This window comes from Methanosarcina sp. UBA289, assembly GCA_002496565.1.
GTDB lineage: Archaea > Halobacteriota > Methanosarcinia > Methanosarcinales > Methanosarcinaceae > Methanosarcina.
Map to the genome: position 1 here is coordinate 89,810 of DAKJ01000004.1, position 17,421 is coordinate 107,230.

A 17,421-nucleotide genomic window follows, 5' to 3' on the forward strand; every position below is an offset into this window, starting at 1 on the left:
TTTTCATTTTTCATTTTTTCATTTTATTTCTCACTGTTTTTATTTCTCACTGATATCTCTTTTCAGGGATCTTACTTCTTTTTTATATTTTCCTAACAGCTTTTTGATTTAATTTATCTCGTAGACATATTTCTATAAATATTTTTATTGTCAACGGTCTCAGAGCTAGAAGAGGCAAAATATACATAGATAAACGAGACATGGTATAAAATGAGTAACTTGTGTTTGGATAAAACTTAGTAGTAAATAATTAAACTAATACTTGAGATGATCCTGTGAAAACCTATCTTCTGGTCTGGTTCAGCAGTGAAGGAGCCCGTCCATCAGAAATAAACCAACGGTTGATGTCTCTAGGGTTCGAACCCATGCAGGGCAGCTACGATTTTGTATACAACTGGAATAGCAATGTCAGTGTCGAGAAAATTCTCGAATTTGGGGATAAAGTATATCTGAGCCTTCAGGGCACAGGTGTAGTGTTCAAACTGGAAACCCTGTAAATCGAGCTTGCAAAAATTGAACTTCCCTAACCCTGCTTAGCAAGGCGCGTGCCGGATTTCAAGCAGAAAATAAGCACTGCTTGAGATTATTCTACAGATAGTCCAGATTATGATTTCCTTCGAGCCATTCCTGCCAGTTCAAAGACGTTTAAGCCTTTTTATCAGTCTGGTCTTCTTCATGTTTGTGTTTCTTCAGGGAATCTCGGAACTTTATGTAATCGCAGGTATTTCCCTCAAGAGTAATTATTCTGCCATTAATACTTTCTTTTTCGATTATGAGTTCTACAACACTTGGATTTGACATTCTGGGTTTGGTGGGAGAGCCAGGGCAAACAAGCACGACATCCTTTTTCTCTATCAAAGGTCGGTGCAGGTGACCGAAGATCAGAATATCTACCTCCATTTCTTTTGCGAGGTAACCCTGAGCAGTTGTATCGGTAACCGAAAGCCCTCCTTCGTGTATAACCCCGATTTTTACGCCTTCAACTTCGAATTTCAGTCTTTCGGGAAGGAGCTTTTTGAGTTCGGAAGTGTCATCATTTCCAAAAACGGCCTTTAATTTGCCACTGGCATTGAAGGCGTTATATGCTTCTACAGTACTGAAATCCCCCGCATGAACTATGAGGTCGCACTCATCAAGGAGCGTTTGAAGTTGCTGGGGAATTTCTCCGGTTTTCAGATGAGTATCGGAAAGCACAATCAGCTTCATGAGTAGTCTCCTTATTGTATAAGACATGCCGTTTAAAGATAAATCTATGATGCAAGAAGCCTTTTAATAAAAAGTTTTATAAAAAACGATATGGCGGCATAATCAACCGGCCCAATGTTTTTGATACAGTTATCCAGTAGATGGCAATGCTTAAAAAATTAAAAGTTTTGATCCAAACCCCAAAGTTGGAATTGATTCAAAGCTAGCATGAATTATTCGACGGTCAGGTCTACGAGTTCATACTCAAGATTTTCGGTCTCTAGTCTGTTAAGCAGGGAAGGAACCTGTTCGTCTACTGAGACAACAAGGGAAGATAGACCATGGTATGCAGCCTCAATAACGGATTCATTGGTTCCAAACATAACATTCGGGGTTATGCCGGTCTTACGCAAGGCGATAAGTGCTTCTACACCGATAGCTGCAATATAGGGTTTTGAGCTTGTCAGGGATCTCAAGCGTTCAATATCTACTTTTCTTGATCCTCCACGCTCAATCCTGGGAACCTTGCATATAGTAATTGTAGCATTTTCCAGGTCGATCAGGCCTCTCAGGCTTGTAACGCCTACATCTTCCCCTGCAGTTGCGTCGGAAATTGCGGTGCCTGATGCGCCTGTTTTTTCTGTGCTGCTCACATACAGGAGTCCTTTTTCCATTTTTAGGTATACCTGCTGGCCTTCCTTTACATCCTCTTTTGTAATGGCTGTCCAGGTTGAAACATGGCTGATTATATCCTCCATGACAAAGCGGGCGTACTGCTTCATTTCGGTGGCATTTTCAAGAACCCATTCAACACCTTCTTTTGTAATCCTATACCGAACACGGCCCTCAGTAACTATCAGCCCGTCGTTTACAAGTTCTTTAATATATTCGGAAACTGCCTGGGGGGTTATTCCAATCTTTTCGGCAATTTCTTTTTGTCTTACATTCGGCTGGTGGGCTGCAATTTCGATAAGAACCTGAAATTTGGTTACTCCGCTTTTAGTCTGGAGGATTTTGATCATCAATCGTAGTTCTCCTCTACATCTTCAATTAATTTTAACCTCTGTCCCATTACAGAAAGTCTTTCAGATCTGCGAGCCACAGCACAAATATAAAATGGGTTTTTGTTAAGCGTCCGTGTGAGGTTGCTCATAGAGGTGTTGCCTTCTTCTACCAGCCTTTCCAGTTCTTCCATTGCGTCTTTGACCTCCTCATATGGCTTGAAGGTCAGCATGATGATATCGCTTAAGTCCTCAAAAGAACACTGGAAATTAACCTGAACCTTGGAATAGGAACTGTGGTATTCTTTGGAAGGTTTTTGCCCTGCCTCAGGAACTCTCCACTGGCTCTCTAGGAGTCCGGCTTTTTTCAGGATATGAAGGCTTTTTGATGAGTCCGTACCCATGAATTCGTCTATTTCTGCTCTGGTCATCCATTTGTTTGAAAGTGCGTCAAATATCTTTTTGTGAGTTCTTGACCCAAAAGTCCTGAGTAATGGTACTAAATAGGAAGGATCGTTAATTATTCGAGTTCTTTTACCCATATACTCCTCTCCTTCTCGTCTTACGTTATAAGCTTTCAAATATAATAACTATTCGTAATTTTGATTACTCGCTGTAATCAATATCAAGCCCTTCAGGCTCTTCCCAATTAAAAATCGGGGCATTCCGCTTCAATTCGCGGCGTTTTTCATGAAGTGCATGGGCTACAATAGGGAGAGCAATAGTAGCATCCACGAAGACCTGCACTTTTTTTGCCTGAGCTGCAATTTTTCCCCAGGAAACAGCTTCGTCAAAAGTACAGCCTGAAAGCCCTCCCCAGTGAGGAGCATCAGCAGTGTACTGAATTGCATAATCATGCCCTCCGATCTGCATTCCAAGAATAGAAGCTATTACTTCGGTCTGCTGGATAAAATTTTTCGGGACTCCACCTCCAATGTAAACGACTCCGGTTTTCCCTGATTTTTCCACAATCTGCGTGACCTCGTCAACGTCTTTTATCTGGTCAATCTCAAGTTTCAATCCTCTTCTTCTTGCAATAGTAAGTCCGATCCCTATTGAACTATCCGAAAGTGCAGGAACGAAGATAGGGACATTTTGCCTGTATGCACTTACGACTATAGAATCCTCGGCCGCTCCACGCTTTACCAGTTCCTTGCCAAGCAGGCGCATGAACTCCCTTGAGGAACAGGAAATTTCCCCGATATCGGCTGCAAAATCCGCAATCAGGTTATCTGTGGTCCTAAATTCCTCTTCTACTGCAAAAACGTCGTAAATCCTGTCAACGCCATGTTCAAAGAGATTTTCATCGTCAGCCAGATGAGAACCCACATAGTGTTTCTTGCCGAGCGCTTCGTGTGAATCGTGGAAAAGATTAGCTCCTGTGCTTACAAGGCAGTCTATCATCCTCTCCCGAATCATATAGGAAATAACCCTGCGCATGCCCGCAGGAACCATAGCCCCGGACAAGCCCATAAGCACAGTCATATTCTTTTCTTTAAGCATGTTATGCCAGGCTTGGACGGATTCGGCCAGCTTTCTTCCCTGGAAGCCTGTTTTGAGCATTCCATCCATTAATTCGCTTACAGACCTATCCTTTACATCTATCGGAACTGTTGGGTTATCTGTGAATACATTAAGATGCATACCATTCTCCTAATAAGCAGATAATGATAGTTTTGCGTGACTCCTAATACCTGAAGACATTTGCGACAGGCGGTAAGATATGCAAATAGCGCTAGGTAATTATATATTTTTTATTAAATATCAATATATGCGGACACTTCCCCTGACGATATCATACAGAGATAAAATTTCTTTAAGAAGATAGATTTGCCAGATTTAAATAAAGATCAAAGAATATGAAATTGACAGTATGATAAGCAGTTTTTATTTCATGTTTGTAAACAATCGAAATTGTTTCATGCATACTGTTAATGTTCATATAGTAAAGACTGCTACAGATATCACGGTCATCCAGTCTCCGTTTTCATTTACGGAAGATGAACTGGGAAAACTGAGTGTCCTGAGAGGGGCTTCGTTTGTCCAGGTGCTATACATACTTCTTGCAAGTTTCTCTGAATGTTCCCCTACTTCTTGAGCGGTTTCTCCATAGGCATGATACTCTGATATATAACCGTGCTTGTTTATGTTTTGTGGGAGTGCACAACCTACCGACGCGCTGAGTGTCCTTCTTGGCTCATTGGAAGAGATCCTGGACATTACGCAAAATACTATTTCTCCAGGACTTAACTCTCCGAGACCTTCTTCTTTGGATACAATCTCACAGTTAGGAGGCAAGATAGAACTTACAGTTACAAGATTAAATTTTTCAATACCTGCATCTCGGAGTGCAACTTCAAATGATTCTAGATGTTCGGAGTGTGTACCAACTCCACTTGTAAAGAATACTTTCCTAGGAATTAATTTCGTAATCATTTTTGCAGCCTTGTGTAATCAATTTAAGCTTAATTCAGATAGCAATTATCATTTTTAAGCATTGCCCTTCAATTCGGCTGAAAAAAAGGCTCAGTTCTTATTTATTTAACTAATAATGAATATAAGAAAATTATATCCATTATTTTATTTCAAGTGTTTTCTTGCCAGAAAATTGCTCTTTGTACTATATTAAAAGTTTTTTGCACTATTATTACATTAGATATTTTTCCACAAGACTCCGAGTTTTCTTTATTTCAATCTTCACTATATTTTATCTTGAGTATTCCACAAATCTTTTTTATATTAACTTGGATGTGTCTTCCTAAATTTCCTATACTTCTCACTTACAGGTTCTTTCATAAGCTTTATATTATGCAGGATAGTTACATCGTGTATTACTTCCTGTAATTTTCTTGTTTATTTCTCTTACAGCTAGAGAATGGCCAGGTCTTTTTAAAGAGTCGGGAAAATATGGGCTTATTTGCCGGTTGCTCTGAAATTCGAGGCTTTTTCCTGGCCTGAGTCCTGAAGAATAAATCAACAACAATAAAACGTGATGTCGGTACAGATGGAAGAAAAACTCAACCTTAAAATCCTGGAACTACTTGAAGGCAGGCGGCTCTCAATAAGCGGGCTTTCCAGAGAACTGAAAGCCATAGGTATAGATGAACACCGCCTGGTTCTAACAGGCTATCTCAGGGCTCTAAGGGATCTTGAAATTCTGGATGAAATCGAAATCCCCCCTTCAAAAATTTATACCCTGCCCGAAAAAACTTCAGAGCCTCTGTCCGATAAAAACAAGGAATTCAGGTCTCCTGAACTTTCTGATCCAGAAGAGCTCTATTCTATTCTCAGGGCACAGCTTCTTAAAATCAATCTGGATTTCAGGATTCCTGTGGGTGTATATGTAGTTTCCAGATTGTTTGAAAGGCCTTGTTTCCGCAGGGAGTTGAAGCTCATAGGAATTACTCAAAAACACCTTGAGCAGTACCTGGAAAAACCCGGCATAGTTTGTGAGGTGCAGGATACACATTTGAAAAAAGCTAGGGCCGATATTACAAAGATTGAGATTCCTCCTGATGACCCTGCGTATGAAATGCGGGAAAATAGGGAAGAGGTAACCAGACTTGCAAATGAAGTGTTTGCAGGACTGATAAAACACAGGCTTGACCTCGAGGGCCTGGTAGCAAAGAGTAAGCAAACTACCCTGCTTCCCTAAGAATTTTCATTTAATTAATTTGAGATTTCTCTATTTAAACTTACTTCCTTTAGATTCATTTCTTTAAGCCGTTTATCCAAGTTAACTTCTTTAAATTTTTTGCTTTAAATTTGCTTACCTTAATAGTTCTAACCGTTTGCTGATGGTTGGCTGGTGTTTATGATATGAAAGTTGCCTGTATCCAGATGGATGTGTTACATTGCAGAAAGCAGAAGAACCTTGAAAAAGCCCTCTATATGGCTCTCGAAGCCGTAAGAAACGGAGCCGAACTTATTGTTTTTCCCGAAGTTTTTTCAACGGGTTTTTGCTACGAGCACTTTGACCATGCAGCAGAAACCTTTCCCTCCCCTATCCTTGAAAATCTGGCCTGTTTTTCCGAAGCCAATGATTGCATCATCCTAGGTTCTGTAATAGAAAAAGTTGCCTCTGAAGAGATTTCTGTCAGTAGGAAACCTGCGGATTCTAATTATTCTGCTCTTTCGGACTCGAGTAAATCCATCCTCTACTATAATCTCGGCTTTTGCTTTGAATCTGGGGCTCTTGCAGGCAGTTACCGAAAAACTCACCCCTTTAAGGCTGAGAACCAGTACTTTTCCAGGGGTAGCTCAATCGAACCCATAACTCTAAAAAAGCAGAACCTGAAAATCGGTTTTGAGATTTGTTATGAGCTCCGTTTTCCCGAAGTTGCAAGAAAACTTTCCCTTGCCGGCTCTGACTTGCTTGTAACTACAGCTGCTTTCCCCAATCCAAGGTCTGAACACTGGAAGATCCTGGCAAGGGCAAGAGCAATCGAAAATCAGATCCCGCATATTGCCTGTAACCGCACGGGTTCGGCTCCTGACCTCACCTACTTTGGGAACTCAATGATAATCGACGCCTGGGGCGAAGTAAAAGCCGATGCAGGTAACAAAGAGTGTGTAATTGTTTACGACCTTGACCTGTCCGAAAAAGACCAGATTCGAAAGGCTATTCCTGTTTTTGAAGATAGGAGAACTGAACTTTACTAATTTTTGTAATTTATCTATTTACTGTAAGCATGGAAATTGTTGAAAGCGTAGAAAAAAGAGCATTCGGGGGTTACATTCCGGTTCCCCCGATATAATATTGGCCGATCAATTACATGACGCACTGGCCTTTTGAGTAATTTATTCTTCCTTCTTAGACTGCTCTATGTAGATTGCAGGCCTCAGCGGTTCGGCAAACCTTGACTTCTTTTCAGGGTCATAGGCAGGAGAGTCAGCACTGTGGACTTCAACCGGGCAGCCGATTTCTTTTTCTAGGAAGGAAACTGCCTCTTTAAGGAGAGTCTGTTCATCAATGCCAGGGCCTGTAAAGATTTCGTACCTGTCTGCGCCCCCGCTTTTGAACTCCGGCACGAGCTTCTGTACGAACTTAGGGATTTCCTTGCCAAAGCGCTTGAGGTCAGGGTTCGCCATCAGTGTTTTAATAAGGGTGCCTACTTCGAGTGAACCTTCAAGCTGTATCTCGCAGGCGCACTTAATGGCTTCGGCTTTCCAAGCAGGGGCCGTATAGAGATGAACCTTCTGCGGGGTCATCTTTGTTACCCTTATAATCTCCTCAACATCTTCCAGGGTTCCCTTTATCATCTCTTCGGCAAGCTCCGCGCCGTCATCTATCAGGTCTTCATTATAGAGCGGGTATTGCGCAAGGGATATTGGATCCTCATGTCCCATTGCATCCCATATTTCCTCACAGAGATGCGGGGTAAAAGGAGCCATAAGCCTGACCCAGTTGTCCAGCACATAGTAGAGCATGGTCTCTCCTCCCCTTCTCTGGTACCACTTGACATCATTTTGCAGCAGGAAGAATGAATTCTGGATTGCTTCCCTTGTCTGGATAGAGTAAAGGGCTGCATTTGTCTCCCGAATGTAGTTCTGTATTCTCGAGAGTATCCAGCGGTCTATCTGCTTTAGCTCAGTGCTCAGGTTTGCACGTTTTCCACTCTCGATAACATCCTTTGCAAAAGAATAGAACCTGTCCACCTGCCTTCTGGCCGATTCTATCCCTGTCCTCTGCCAATCGGCATCCTGCGTCTGCTCGGCTGTGGAAAGGATATACATCCTTGTTATATCCGCACCATATTTGCTGACTGCACTTTCCATTGTAAGGATGGGACCTTTGGACTTACTCATTTTTTGCCCCTCAAGGGAGACAAAGCCGTTTACTGCAAGAGCTTTTGGCCACTTTTCCTCTTCAAAAAGGGCTACATGGTGGAAGAGGAAAAAGAGCAGGTGGTTCGGGACGAGGTCTTTGCCTGAAGAGCGCAGGTCAACCGGATACCAGTAATTGAAATGCCTGCGGATTTCCTCAAGAAGCTCCGGACTAACTCCGGTATCCTCACTGGTTGCTGCCAGATCGCCCTTCCCGAGCAGAACATAGTCGAAGAATGAAAGGGTAAGATTTTCGAGCTTCAGTTTGCCATTTTCGATGAACTTCGCAATGATATAATAGCTCATGTAAATTGTCGAATCCCCAAGGGACTCAATAAGCCATTCCTTATCAAAGGGAAGGTGGGTTCCAAGGCCTTTCCTGCGGGCACAGGCTTTATCCTTAAGCCAGTCAACCTTGTTTTCAAACTCGACCCTGTATTCCTCGGGAATAATCCGCATCTGGCTGAGGCATTTATAGACCTTTGCTTTCCATTCAGGGTTTGAATAATTAAGGAACCACTGGCCTTTGACCATATTTACAACGCAAGGTGTGCCGCAGCGGCAAACTACAGGTTCGCTGAATTCATAAAAGGTCTCTCCTGCATTTGAGCTGATGAAGTCCCTGGTAAGGATATCCTTGATTTTGGAGACAGCTTGTCCTTCGTATTTTCCTGTAAGCTCCTTAAGGACCCCCCCGTGGAATTCCCTTCTGTATACTATCTTTGTGGCTTCCTCGGCTTTCGGGTCTTTCTGGCTTGTAATCCCCATGCTTTCTACGATTTCCTTTGCGGGGAACTCTCCAAATTCAGGCACCTTGATAAGGGAAATCAATTTGATTTTCCTGAGGTCTTCGGTTATCCCATACTCACTCAGGTCAACATCGTAAAGGTCGCGAAGGGCAAGGTAGTCAAAAGGTGCGTGGGCAGGCACACTCATTACTATTCCACTTCCATTTTCGGGCCTGACAAACGATGCAGGAAGGGAAATAACTTCGTCACCTGTAACCGGATTTGTGAGTTTTATTCCTATTATGGATTTTGCAGGTACGTCTTCAACATACTCGACTGTCCGGTCTGTAAAAGTAAGTTTTCGGAAAGCTTCTTTGCTGACAACCCAGAACTCCTCGCTTTCGCCCTGGGTGACCTTTGCTTTTACATAAGTTACGTCAGGGTTGACCCAGAGGTTAGTCACTCCGTATGTCGTTTCCGGCCTGAGGGTTGCACAGGGTAAGACCAGGTCTTTATACCGGAACTTGATCAGCGTATATTCGACAATGGTAGCTTCTTCCCCATGCAGGATGTCGTGATCCTCTACAGGGTTATTGTCGTTAGGACACCATTTTACCGGATGGGAGCCTTTTACGATCAGGCCCTTTTCTTCAAGCCGGGTATACTGCCACTCTATGAACTTTTTATACGTCGGGTCAGTCGTAGTAAATTTTCGTCTCCAGTCAATGGAGTACCCGATATTGCGCATGGCTTTTTCGGACTCAAGTTTGAAATAATCAACAATTTTTTCAGGGGTATCGAGCGTTGGCAGGATATCTCCGGGAATCCCGTGAAGTCGTTCATAAACGTCCATGGTCTGAGGGTCCCGATTTGCAATTAGTTCCGCAAGCCCCACAATGGGTGTGCCTGTTACATGAAAGCCCATAGGATAAAGCACGTTGTACCCGAGCATCCGTTTGTGCCTTGCAACAACATCCCCTATGGTAAAAGTCCGGGTATGTCCTGCATGCAGGTTTCCATTCAGGTATGGGTAGGGGATGGTTATGAAATATTTTTCTCGCTTATCGGGCTCGGCCTGGAAAATTCGGCTCTCATCCCATTTTTTCTGCCATTTCTTTTCGATCTCGTGAGGCTTATAATCCTGCTCCATTTGTGTTCACGCCCATCGATTTTTAGATTTTATTTCGCTTTTCCAAAGATAGCTTCCCGAATGGCTTCTATACTGGCATCTACAACAATAGGCTCTTCGCAGATGTCAATTACAGTCTGCGGGTCTTTAAGCAGGTGCCCTGTAGTGATACAGACAACGGTTTCATCTCTGCTTATAACACCCATATCAACAAGTTTTCTAAGCCCTGCAACCGAGGCTGCACTTGCAGGTTCGACACCTATGCCTTCAAGCCTTGCAAGGTCTTTCTGGGCTGCAAGGATTTCTTCGTCAGTAACCGATTCTGCAGTCCCGCCGGATTCCCTGATTGCAGCCAGGGCCTTTTTCGCATTAACAGGGTTTCCGATCCGGATTGCTGTTGCGACGGTTTCGGGGTTTTCCTCAGGAGTGATTTCCGGCGCCTCGTTCTTTATGGCTCTTACAATGGGGCAGGAGCCTGCAGCCTGGATTCCGGTCATTTTCGGAAGCGAATCAGTTATGCCGAGCTTCTTAAACTCCCTGAAGCCCTTCCATATAGCTGTAATATTTCCTGCATTTCCTACTGGCAGGACAACTCTGTCAGGTACCCTGAAGCCGAGCTGGTCTGCAATCTCAAAACCGATAGTCTTCTGGCCTTCAAGCCTGTAGGGGTTGATCGAGTTTAAGAGATAAATTTTCTCCTGGGAACAGAGGGTACGCACAAGCTCAAGTGCGTCGTCAAAATTTCCTCGAATGCTAAGAACCTTTGCCCCGTGCATAAGGGCCTGAGCTACCTTTCCAAGAGCTACTTTTCCTGCAGGCAAAAGTACAATTACAGGAATCCCGGCTTTTGCACCATAGATTGCAAGGGCTGCCGAGGTATTTCCCGTAGATGCGCATGCCACGGTATTCATACCAAGCTCAAGCGCCTTTGTAACTCCTACAGTCATTCCCCTATCCTTAAAAGAGCCTGTAGGATTCATGCCTTCGTGCTTTACGTAGAGCTCTTTAATCCCTATTTTCTCAGCCAGACGGTCGCATTTATAGAGGGGAGTTCCGCCTTCCCTAATCGTAACAGGTTCTCTTTCTATAGGAAGAAGTTTTGCATACTTCCATACCGATGGGCATTCGGTCTTCAGTTTTTCCATGTCAAGTTTAATTGAGGAATAGTCATAGATTACATCAAGCAGCCCGTCACATTTGCTGCATGTATAGATTACTTCATCTTTGGAATACTCTGCACCGCATTCGATACATTTGAGATGATACATTAAATTGCTCCTGTTTCTGATAACTTTAAATTTTTGGGTTCCAGGTTTTACTCATACCTGACTAGTGTTAGATAGCCCGAGTTTAGGCAGGATAATCTGGATTTTGAATTAGTATCATATTAGAGTTTAATAATATTTTGTATCCTTAATACACTACTTACTTTTAAATTATGCTGTTTCGAGCACTATTTGCTCTTATAAGCAAATATCTTTAAAAATCGAAAATCAAACTTAAAGTGGGTTATGGGTTTGATAATAAGAAAATGTATGTTTAAGCTCACTTTTTCTCTATTGTTCCTTCTGCATATAGCCTGTATAAGTCAAAGCAAAACTAATATTAACGGTATAAAATTAACACTAGCAAAGAACTAAAAGGCAGGCTAAGACACATTTATAATTTCCCGGAGAAATTAAATCCTTTTCTTTAGTCAAACTGATATTCTTTTACTTCTTTACTGAGGAAATAACCAAGAATTGTCCTTATCAGTACAACTGTGCCCAGTACTGTGAGATCCTGTATAGTCGGGTTTCTCAGGGTTCCAAGGATAGCAACTACGATATAAAACTCAAGTCCAAAGAGTATTCTATTGGTAAGTTCCTTTCTTATTGTTTCAAGGTTCTGGGTTTTTTTTAATACCTCAGAAAGTAAAATCTGAATTGTTGCCCTTAATCCTCCATAAATAATAATAGTTGTACCTATTGCTTCGAAAATCCATTCGAAATAGAGCAGGAAATTGTCAAACAATCCAGATAACAACCTTTTATCACTCTCCAGGAAGTACATATGGAATTAACTACTGGAATTAGCTTACTGGAATTAACTTACTGGAATTAACTTGCTGGAATTAACTTGCTGGAATTAGCTTACTGGAGTTCGCTTAAACTGTTAGTTGACTTTCAGTCAAAGTGATACTCTTTAACTTCTTTACTCAGAAAATAGCCAAGAACTGTCCTGATCACTACAATAGCTCCAACAAGTAGCAGATCATTTACTGTAGGGTTTCTTACCGTTACGATTATATCGCCAACTATTAAAAGTTCTAGAGTGAAGAGTATTTTATTTGTAAACTCTTTCCTTATTTGTTCATATCTGTAAGGTCTTTTGAAGGCTTCCAAAAGTAAGATTTTAATTGCAGCCTTTAATCCTGCGTATACTACAAGAAGTGCACTCACAAGCTCGAAGAATCTAACAAAAATCTCCAGAATCGAATTAGTGAGTTCAAGTACCATTCTTACCCTTCCAAAAATACTCTACTTCAAAATAGACCTCGATCTCAAAACTTAGGTTTTAATGCATCATGGAAAAATTTTTAGAATTTCGTCCACCAATTTTTATTTTGCCAATTATATATTCTTTGTTTAATATATATTTTATCCCGAAGACATCTAGCCCAAAAAAGTTTTATTTCAGTCAAGCACCAGTTGCTTGCATGGGTACACCATTGAAAGGAACAGCAGCGCAATTTTGATTTCTCGATCTATTCACAACCTAAATAATCTTATTTTGGCATTAAGTTTCAAAAGTAGATAATAGACTCATAGATAATAGACTCCAGAAAACGCAGGAAATCTTCAGGTTAAAATAAAAAGAAGGTGTTAGTTATACACCCACGATTAAACATTTTGTATTACGGGCAATTAGGAACTTAAGAACTCTCGCTTCCTGTCTTGCTATTTGTTTCGTTGAGAGCTTCACGCATGATACCTGCAAGTTCTGTGGCATCTCCTGTAGCCCAGCAATGTACGTAGAATAGCCGTGGCTGCTCGGTTATCATGTGGCTGTGAAGAGCTGTAACTTCAATGCCATTAGCTGCCAGTGTGCGTACCACAGGCTCAACTTCATTTTCTTCCAATACAAATTCGCCGATAACTGCCGCGCTACCCTTGCCAAGAGGCTGGAAGTTTATCATTGTTGATATATCCATAATCGGAGACAACACATAGCCGTTCATCTGCACTTTATCGGTTCTGGGTATATCGTAGTTATAATCTCCTCCCTCAGCCGAACCTTTGTCTCCAATAATCCGATCAAGTTCTGTGGTATTGATTTCCTTACTTTGGAACTTCTTACTATCGCTGGCAGACGAACCCCCATTGACATAATCGGTAATATTGCGTATCTTTTTAGCCATGTCTACAGGATCGCCATTTCCGTATATGTGTATCCACATTATATGCGGTGACGTTCGTAGTAGGTGATTATGTATTGCAGTCACCTGCAATCCTGACTGAAGAACCATATCGGATACGTTTTTTACTTCCTCTTCCGTAACCCCTATTTCACCGACCATCATTGCCTGATCTCCAGCTCTCATAAAATCAAAGTCGTGAGAGCGTTCAGAGGCCTGATTCAGTTTTATGCCGTCAAGTGTTACATTTAAAGTCATCGGTATTGTAAACTTTATGGCACCGTCCGGGCTGACCTTACCCTTTTCACCCATGGCCTTTTCCACAGGCTTCCAATATTCAGAGGCATTTGCCTTCTCACTATTAGAAGTTTTTGTGGTCGCTGCTCCGATTATCGTCAAACACACTAATAGAACGATAAACAAACTGGCAAATTTAATAGTCTTTCCACGCACAATATGCACCCCCTTAACACTACTGGAGTAGTTAAGCATAATATGGTGAATAATAAATATATAATTTGAGCTGAATAATATTTGTACATGTTTTACTACATATGTAAATAATTTGAACGCAAAAACGAAACCTTAAAGTCTTAATTGTCAGCTTACAGTAATACTATTCTCATTATTCTCTAATTTTTTCTAAAATATTAAGTATTCTCTAAACTCAGTCTATCAGGACGCATAAAAATACCTGGATAGAAAGAGAAAACTTGATAGTTTCGAGTAAGGAAAACAAAGCTACTGTATCATAGCTTACTAAACTAACTTCGTGGCGCTATAAATTGTGTCTTCCTAACTGTATAATAATGTTTGAACATCAACTTAATTGCGAGAAAAAGATGGAAAATCTAACTAAAAATTCAATAAAAATTTCTGTTCCGGCGATATAGCACCGGAGCAAAAAAGATCAAAGTATAAGTTTACTTTCTCTCAGGATTTCCCGGCTTCAGTTCCGGAATTTCTCCGTGCGCTATACCGTATGTTTTGACAGCTTTCGGCGCTCCTAACAGGAGTTTCCTAATCCTATTATATACACTCGGGTATTTCTGGGCGTCAAGTTCTCCGAGAAGGTCTGCCAGGATCTTTACCAGCGGTATATGATACTTTGACTCCATCTGATCTATGTTTGCAAAGGCATTGAGCATATTGACTGTGCTATACTCGTTCACAGGAGCCAATTTTCTCAGTATCTCTGCAAAGAGAGCCCTGCCTTCTTCGGTCTGAAGTGACTTTTTCCGGTTGCGGGCAAAGCTTCCATAAAGGGCACGCTGGTCATTTGTCTGCTCAATCCTGAAAGCATCTGACCTTTCCATTTCCCTGACAAGTTCCACTGCGTCGATGCTGCTGTTACTTCCTATTACAGAGAGGAAAGCTTCCCAAGCAACGAGATTTTTCTTTGACTCAGCTTCAAAGGCTCTCAAGACTTCTATTTTATCGGGCGCAGAGCTGTTAAGGTATGCTGCAAATGCGCTCAGCCGATCCGTTGCACAGGTTGCAGTCTCAAATTGCTGTTTTATCATTACATGGATGTCAGGAGTATCAAGGGCTGCAAGGATGCCAAGACAGACATTTTTAGCCTGCCTGTTCTTGATTATTCTTGCTGTCTCTTCAGGAGTCGAATCCCTGGGAGTAGAGGCACTTTCAAAGAAACGGTAGGCGGAGATAACCGAGTTTTTATACTTCCAGGCAACGGCTTTCAGGAGTTTCTGTCTTACTTCATAAAGAGCTTGGTACCTGTGAGCAAATTCTTCATCCTCCACAGACTCAAAAATGGTTAGGAATTGACCACCTGCCTTTTCGAGAAGCTGCCGGTCATTGAGAAGCCTGTAGTACAGTTCGATAAAGTCTTCAGAGGGTTTTGATTCGGGATTTTTAAGGAGCCTTAGCTTTTCCCTGTCAACAAGGGTATAGAAAGCTGTAAACCTGCCTATGGTATCACTGTCTTTCCTTACCTGAATCAGGAGCTCGTCATGGCTTGCTTTGTATACAAGTTTCCCGTAGAAAGAATAGCCTCTATTAAGCGATAGGAAGGCTGGCATGTCCACATTTTCGATTACAATCTCTGAGTTTTCCCCGCTAATCCTTTCCAGGATTTCTACAAGGTCATTTCCGTTTTCGTCAACAAGGGCTGCCTTGAATGGGAACTCCCAGGGTTTTCCGCCGTCTGGGTATTTTTGCTTGAGGAAAAATGTGAATTTCCTGGCAGCTCTGTCGTATTCGGCTGAAACCTCTACTACAGGGTACTTTGTCTGTTTCAGCCATGTTTCAGCCATTTCCTTTAAAGGCTGTCCGCATTCTTCTTCCATAGCTTCAATCCAGTCCTGGGTAGTTGCGTTGGAATGTTTGAATCTTTTGAAGTATCTATCCAGACCCTTGACAAAGGTGTCCTTTCCTATCAGGGACTCGACCATGCGCACGTATTCGGGGGCTTTTACGTAGGTGACTGCGGTAATCAGGTCATTTGGGTCATTGAAGCCGTCAGGAATGATCGGCATGGAAGCTGCTCCTGAATCCAGGGCAAAAGTTCCCGAAGCCGGAGCAAGCAGCTCAAGCACTCTGCCGAGCCTACTATAGTCCTCCCCAAAGAGAAAGGCATGATGCTGTTCTTCCACATGCACGGTTACGGCTTCATTCAGCCAGATCTCAAACGGGCTTTTTCCGGTGACTTCTGATCCATTTTGGTTGTGATGGTACTCGTGTACCTTGACCCGGATCATATATTCGTAAGCCGGGTCCGTCATCTGCGGGAAAGGCATTATGCGGTTTGTGGTTATCGTGGTATTCCCGACGTTTTCCATTCCTCCGAAGTCCGAGTTCTGCATGCCGATTTCCCTGTAGACGGTGCCTGTATACCTGTATCCGGGATTGATAGTTTTGTTAAGCTCGGCAAGCCTGTCCCTTACCTTTTGAAGGTCTTCCTGTGTGGATTCGGGCTTTGCCTCAAGTTTCGTCTTCTCTCGCATGCGGACAAGCTCCCAGAGCTCCTTCCTGACAGATAGCTTCTCCTCATTAAACTGTTCGGGCCCTGTAAAAAGGTAAACCCACATAACCGCATCGTGCAGGATATCAAGTGCTTTTTCGGCTGCTGCTGCATCTGAGTTTGGCGGCACGAGCAGTTCCAGCATAAAAGTGCCTCCATCAGGATACTCAAACTCCCTTTTGAAGGTCGCATAAGTTCCAGCCCCAAGGAAAAAGAGATAGGTCGCCATCGGCGTGATAGAGTTGTCATATACGATTTTGTCCCGCCCAGGTTTTACGGTGTGCCTCTCAACCACGACATCCCCGTTTGTAATAAGGTTCGTGTACTGCGAATCCGCAATTATTGTAGTTCTGTAAGTGCATTTTGCGGCCATATCGTCAATGCACGGCACAATTCGCTGGAACCCCCACTGCTGGCACTGTGTGATCTGCTGAGGGGGAGCTCCCGCCGGCGTTTCGTCATAGTACAGCCCTTCAAGGATATTTTTAGTAGGCCTGCAAACCGTATCCGTAATAACCGCAACCTCGGTATGTGGCGGAATTTCTTCTCTAAAATTAATTTCAAGAATCGCATCATCCTTCCGGTATCTGTAAGAAACCTCATACTGTATGCAGCTCACAGCCCGAATCTCAAGATCCCTGCAGTTTAACTCAAGCTTTTCAATAGGGGCATCCTTTGTTCTTACCCTGAGTACGGACTTCACATTAGTCCTGTCATCATAAACATCAAACACCAAATCCATATGCAAAACGTCAACAGTAAGTTCCCCGAAATCTTCAGGATAATATTTGTAAAGCCTATTCTTCATAAAAGAGTCACCGAATAAAATTATAAGAGTTATATTATGGGATAGAGAAGGAAGGGATGAGATTTAAAGGTGTAGTTTTGAAGAGGATGATTTTTCTATTTTGTATAATAATTCTAGAGTATTTTTCACTACTTATTTAACCTCTTATATCTCTTTGTATCTTAATATTTATGTCAATTTTTAGAATTTCATCAAACTGAAAATTAATCGGTATACGATATAAAATATTTTTTTAAATTTTTCGAAAAATTATTATATGTGTCACATAATACCTTTGAAAATAATGCTATTGAGAGACATTCAATTTTGGATGATTTTCAATCAATTTATTTACAGTTACTTATTAAGTTTTTCATAACTTCGA

At 42.1% G+C, this 17,421-nt stretch carries 14 protein-coding genes; 3 read left to right on the top strand and 11 right to left on the bottom strand.

The window, feature by feature from the left end; translation table 11 throughout:
- Positions 1 to 275 precede the first annotated feature (275 nt).
- Positions 276 to 497, top strand: coding sequence for a hypothetical protein (locus tag BP549_RS00905; RefSeq protein WP_292377455.1), 222 nt, complete (start codon positions 276 to 278; stop codon positions 495 to 497).
- A 148-nt stretch (positions 498 to 645) separates the two neighbouring features.
- Here BP549_RS00905 and BP549_RS00910 read toward each other — a convergent pair whose 3' ends face one another.
- The 5 genes from BP549_RS00910 to BP549_RS00930 all read right to left on the bottom strand — a co-directional run bounded on the left by BP549_RS00910 (position 646) and on the right by BP549_RS00930 (position 4,622).
- On the bottom strand, positions 646 to 1,206 hold the full coding sequence (locus BP549_RS00910; protein WP_292377456.1) for a metallophosphoesterase: 561 nt from the start codon (positions 1,204 to 1,206) through the stop codon (positions 646 to 648).
- Between the two features lie 212 nt (positions 1,207 to 1,418).
- Complete coding sequence (locus tag BP549_RS00915; protein ID WP_292377554.1) at positions 1,419 to 2,207, bottom strand: winged helix-turn-helix transcriptional regulator; 789 nt, start codon at positions 2,205 to 2,207, stop codon at positions 1,419 to 1,421.
- On the bottom strand, positions 2,207 to 2,728 hold the full coding sequence (locus BP549_RS00920) for an ArsR family transcriptional regulator (protein WP_292375747.1): 522 nt from the start codon (positions 2,726 to 2,728) through the stop codon (positions 2,207 to 2,209). The genes BP549_RS00915 and BP549_RS00920 overlap by 1 nt, the downstream gene beginning before the upstream one ends.
- Positions 2,729 to 2,792: 64 nt before the next feature.
- Complete coding sequence (locus tag BP549_RS00925) at positions 2,793 to 3,830, bottom strand: deoxyhypusine synthase (RefSeq protein ID WP_292375746.1); 1,038 nt, start codon at positions 3,828 to 3,830, stop codon at positions 2,793 to 2,795.
- Positions 3,831 to 4,124: 294 nt separating this feature from the next.
- Positions 4,125 to 4,622 (bottom strand): pyruvoyl-dependent arginine decarboxylase, encoded by a 498-nt coding sequence (locus BP549_RS00930; protein ID WP_292377458.1) that lies wholly within the window; start codon positions 4,620 to 4,622, stop codon positions 4,125 to 4,127.
- Positions 4,623 to 5,178: 556 nt separating this feature from the next.
- Here BP549_RS00930 and BP549_RS00935 point away from each other — a divergent pair.
- On the top strand, positions 5,179 to 5,841 hold the full coding sequence (locus tag BP549_RS00935; protein WP_292375742.1) for a hypothetical protein: 663 nt from the start codon (positions 5,179 to 5,181) through the stop codon (positions 5,839 to 5,841).
- 164 nt (positions 5,842 to 6,005) lie between these two features.
- Entirely contained in the window at positions 6,006 to 6,848 is an 843-nt protein-coding gene (locus tag BP549_RS00940) for a nitrilase-related carbon-nitrogen hydrolase (protein WP_292377459.1), read from the top strand.
- A 138-nt stretch (positions 6,849 to 6,986) separates the two neighbouring features.
- Here the strand turns inward: BP549_RS00940 and leuS are convergent, their stop codons facing one another.
- From leuS to BP549_RS00970, 6 genes are all read right to left on the bottom strand, one after another.
- The gene (gene leuS / locus BP549_RS00945) at positions 6,987 to 9,890 is read right to left on the bottom strand and encodes a leucine--tRNA ligase (protein ID WP_292377461.1); all 2,904 of its coding nucleotides are present in this window, start codon (positions 9,888 to 9,890) and stop codon (positions 6,987 to 6,989) included.
- Positions 9,891 to 9,919: 29 nt separating this feature from the next.
- Positions 9,920 to 11,137 carry a threonine synthase gene (gene thrC, locus BP549_RS00950; RefSeq protein ID WP_292375736.1) on the bottom strand — a complete coding sequence of 406 codons (1,218 nt, stop codon included), beginning with the start codon at positions 11,135 to 11,137 and terminating at the stop codon, positions 9,920 to 9,922.
- Between the two features lie 424 nt (positions 11,138 to 11,561).
- A complete protein-coding gene (locus tag BP549_RS00955; protein WP_292375734.1) occupies positions 11,562 to 11,894 on the bottom strand; it encodes a DUF1622 domain-containing protein in 333 nt (110 codons plus the stop codon).
- Positions 11,895 to 12,034: 140 nt separating this feature from the next.
- The gene (locus tag BP549_RS00960; protein WP_292375732.1) at positions 12,035 to 12,367 is read right to left on the bottom strand and encodes a DUF1622 domain-containing protein; all 333 of its coding nucleotides are present in this window, start codon (positions 12,365 to 12,367) and stop codon (positions 12,035 to 12,037) included.
- A gap of 416 nt (positions 12,368 to 12,783) precedes the next feature.
- Entirely contained in the window at positions 12,784 to 13,671 is an 888-nt protein-coding gene (locus BP549_RS00965; protein ID WP_292377463.1) for an LppY/LpqO family protein, read from the bottom strand.
- A gap of 518 nt (positions 13,672 to 14,189) precedes the next feature.
- Positions 14,190 to 17,057 (bottom strand): M1 family metallopeptidase, encoded by a 2,868-nt coding sequence (locus BP549_RS00970; RefSeq protein WP_292377465.1) that lies wholly within the window; start codon positions 17,055 to 17,057, stop codon positions 14,190 to 14,192.
- Between the last annotated feature and the right edge of the window lie 364 nt (positions 17,058 to 17,421).

Excerpts from the sequence above, each read along its gene's own strand:
- BP549_RS00910 (WP_292377456.1), bottom strand. The coding sequence starts at position 1,206 with ATGAAGCTGATTGTGCTTTCCGATACTCATCTGAAAACCGGAGAAATT.
- BP549_RS00915 (WP_292377554.1), bottom strand. The coding sequence starts at position 2,207 with ATGATCAAAATCCTCCAGACTAAAAGCGGAGTAACCAAATTTCAGGTT.
- BP549_RS00920 (WP_292375747.1), bottom strand. The coding sequence starts at position 2,728 with ATGGGTAAAAGAACTCGAATAATTAACGATCCTTCCTATTTAGTACCA.
- BP549_RS00925 (WP_292375746.1), bottom strand. The coding sequence starts at position 3,830 with ATGCATCTTAATGTATTCACAGATAACCCAACAGTTCCGATAGATGTA.
- BP549_RS00930 (WP_292377458.1), bottom strand. The coding sequence starts at position 4,622 with ATGATTACGAAATTAATTCCTAGGAAAGTATTCTTTACAAGTGGAGTT.
- BP549_RS00935 (WP_292375742.1), top strand. The coding sequence starts at position 5,179 with ATGTCGGTACAGATGGAAGAAAAACTCAACCTTAAAATCCTGGAACTA.
- BP549_RS00940 (WP_292377459.1), top strand. The coding sequence starts at position 6,006 with ATGAAAGTTGCCTGTATCCAGATGGATGTGTTACATTGCAGAAAGCAG.
- leuS (WP_292377461.1), bottom strand. The coding sequence starts at position 9,890 with ATGGAGCAGGATTATAAGCCTCACGAGATCGAAAAGAAATGGCAGAAA.
- thrC (WP_292375736.1), bottom strand. The coding sequence starts at position 11,137 with ATGTATCATCTCAAATGTATCGAATGCGGTGCAGAGTATTCCAAAGAT.
- BP549_RS00960 (WP_292375732.1), bottom strand. The coding sequence starts at position 12,367 with ATGGTACTTGAACTCACTAATTCGATTCTGGAGATTTTTGTTAGATTC.
- BP549_RS00970 (WP_292377465.1), bottom strand. The coding sequence starts at position 17,057 with ATGAAGAATAGGCTTTACAAATATTATCCTGAAGATTTCGGGGAACTT.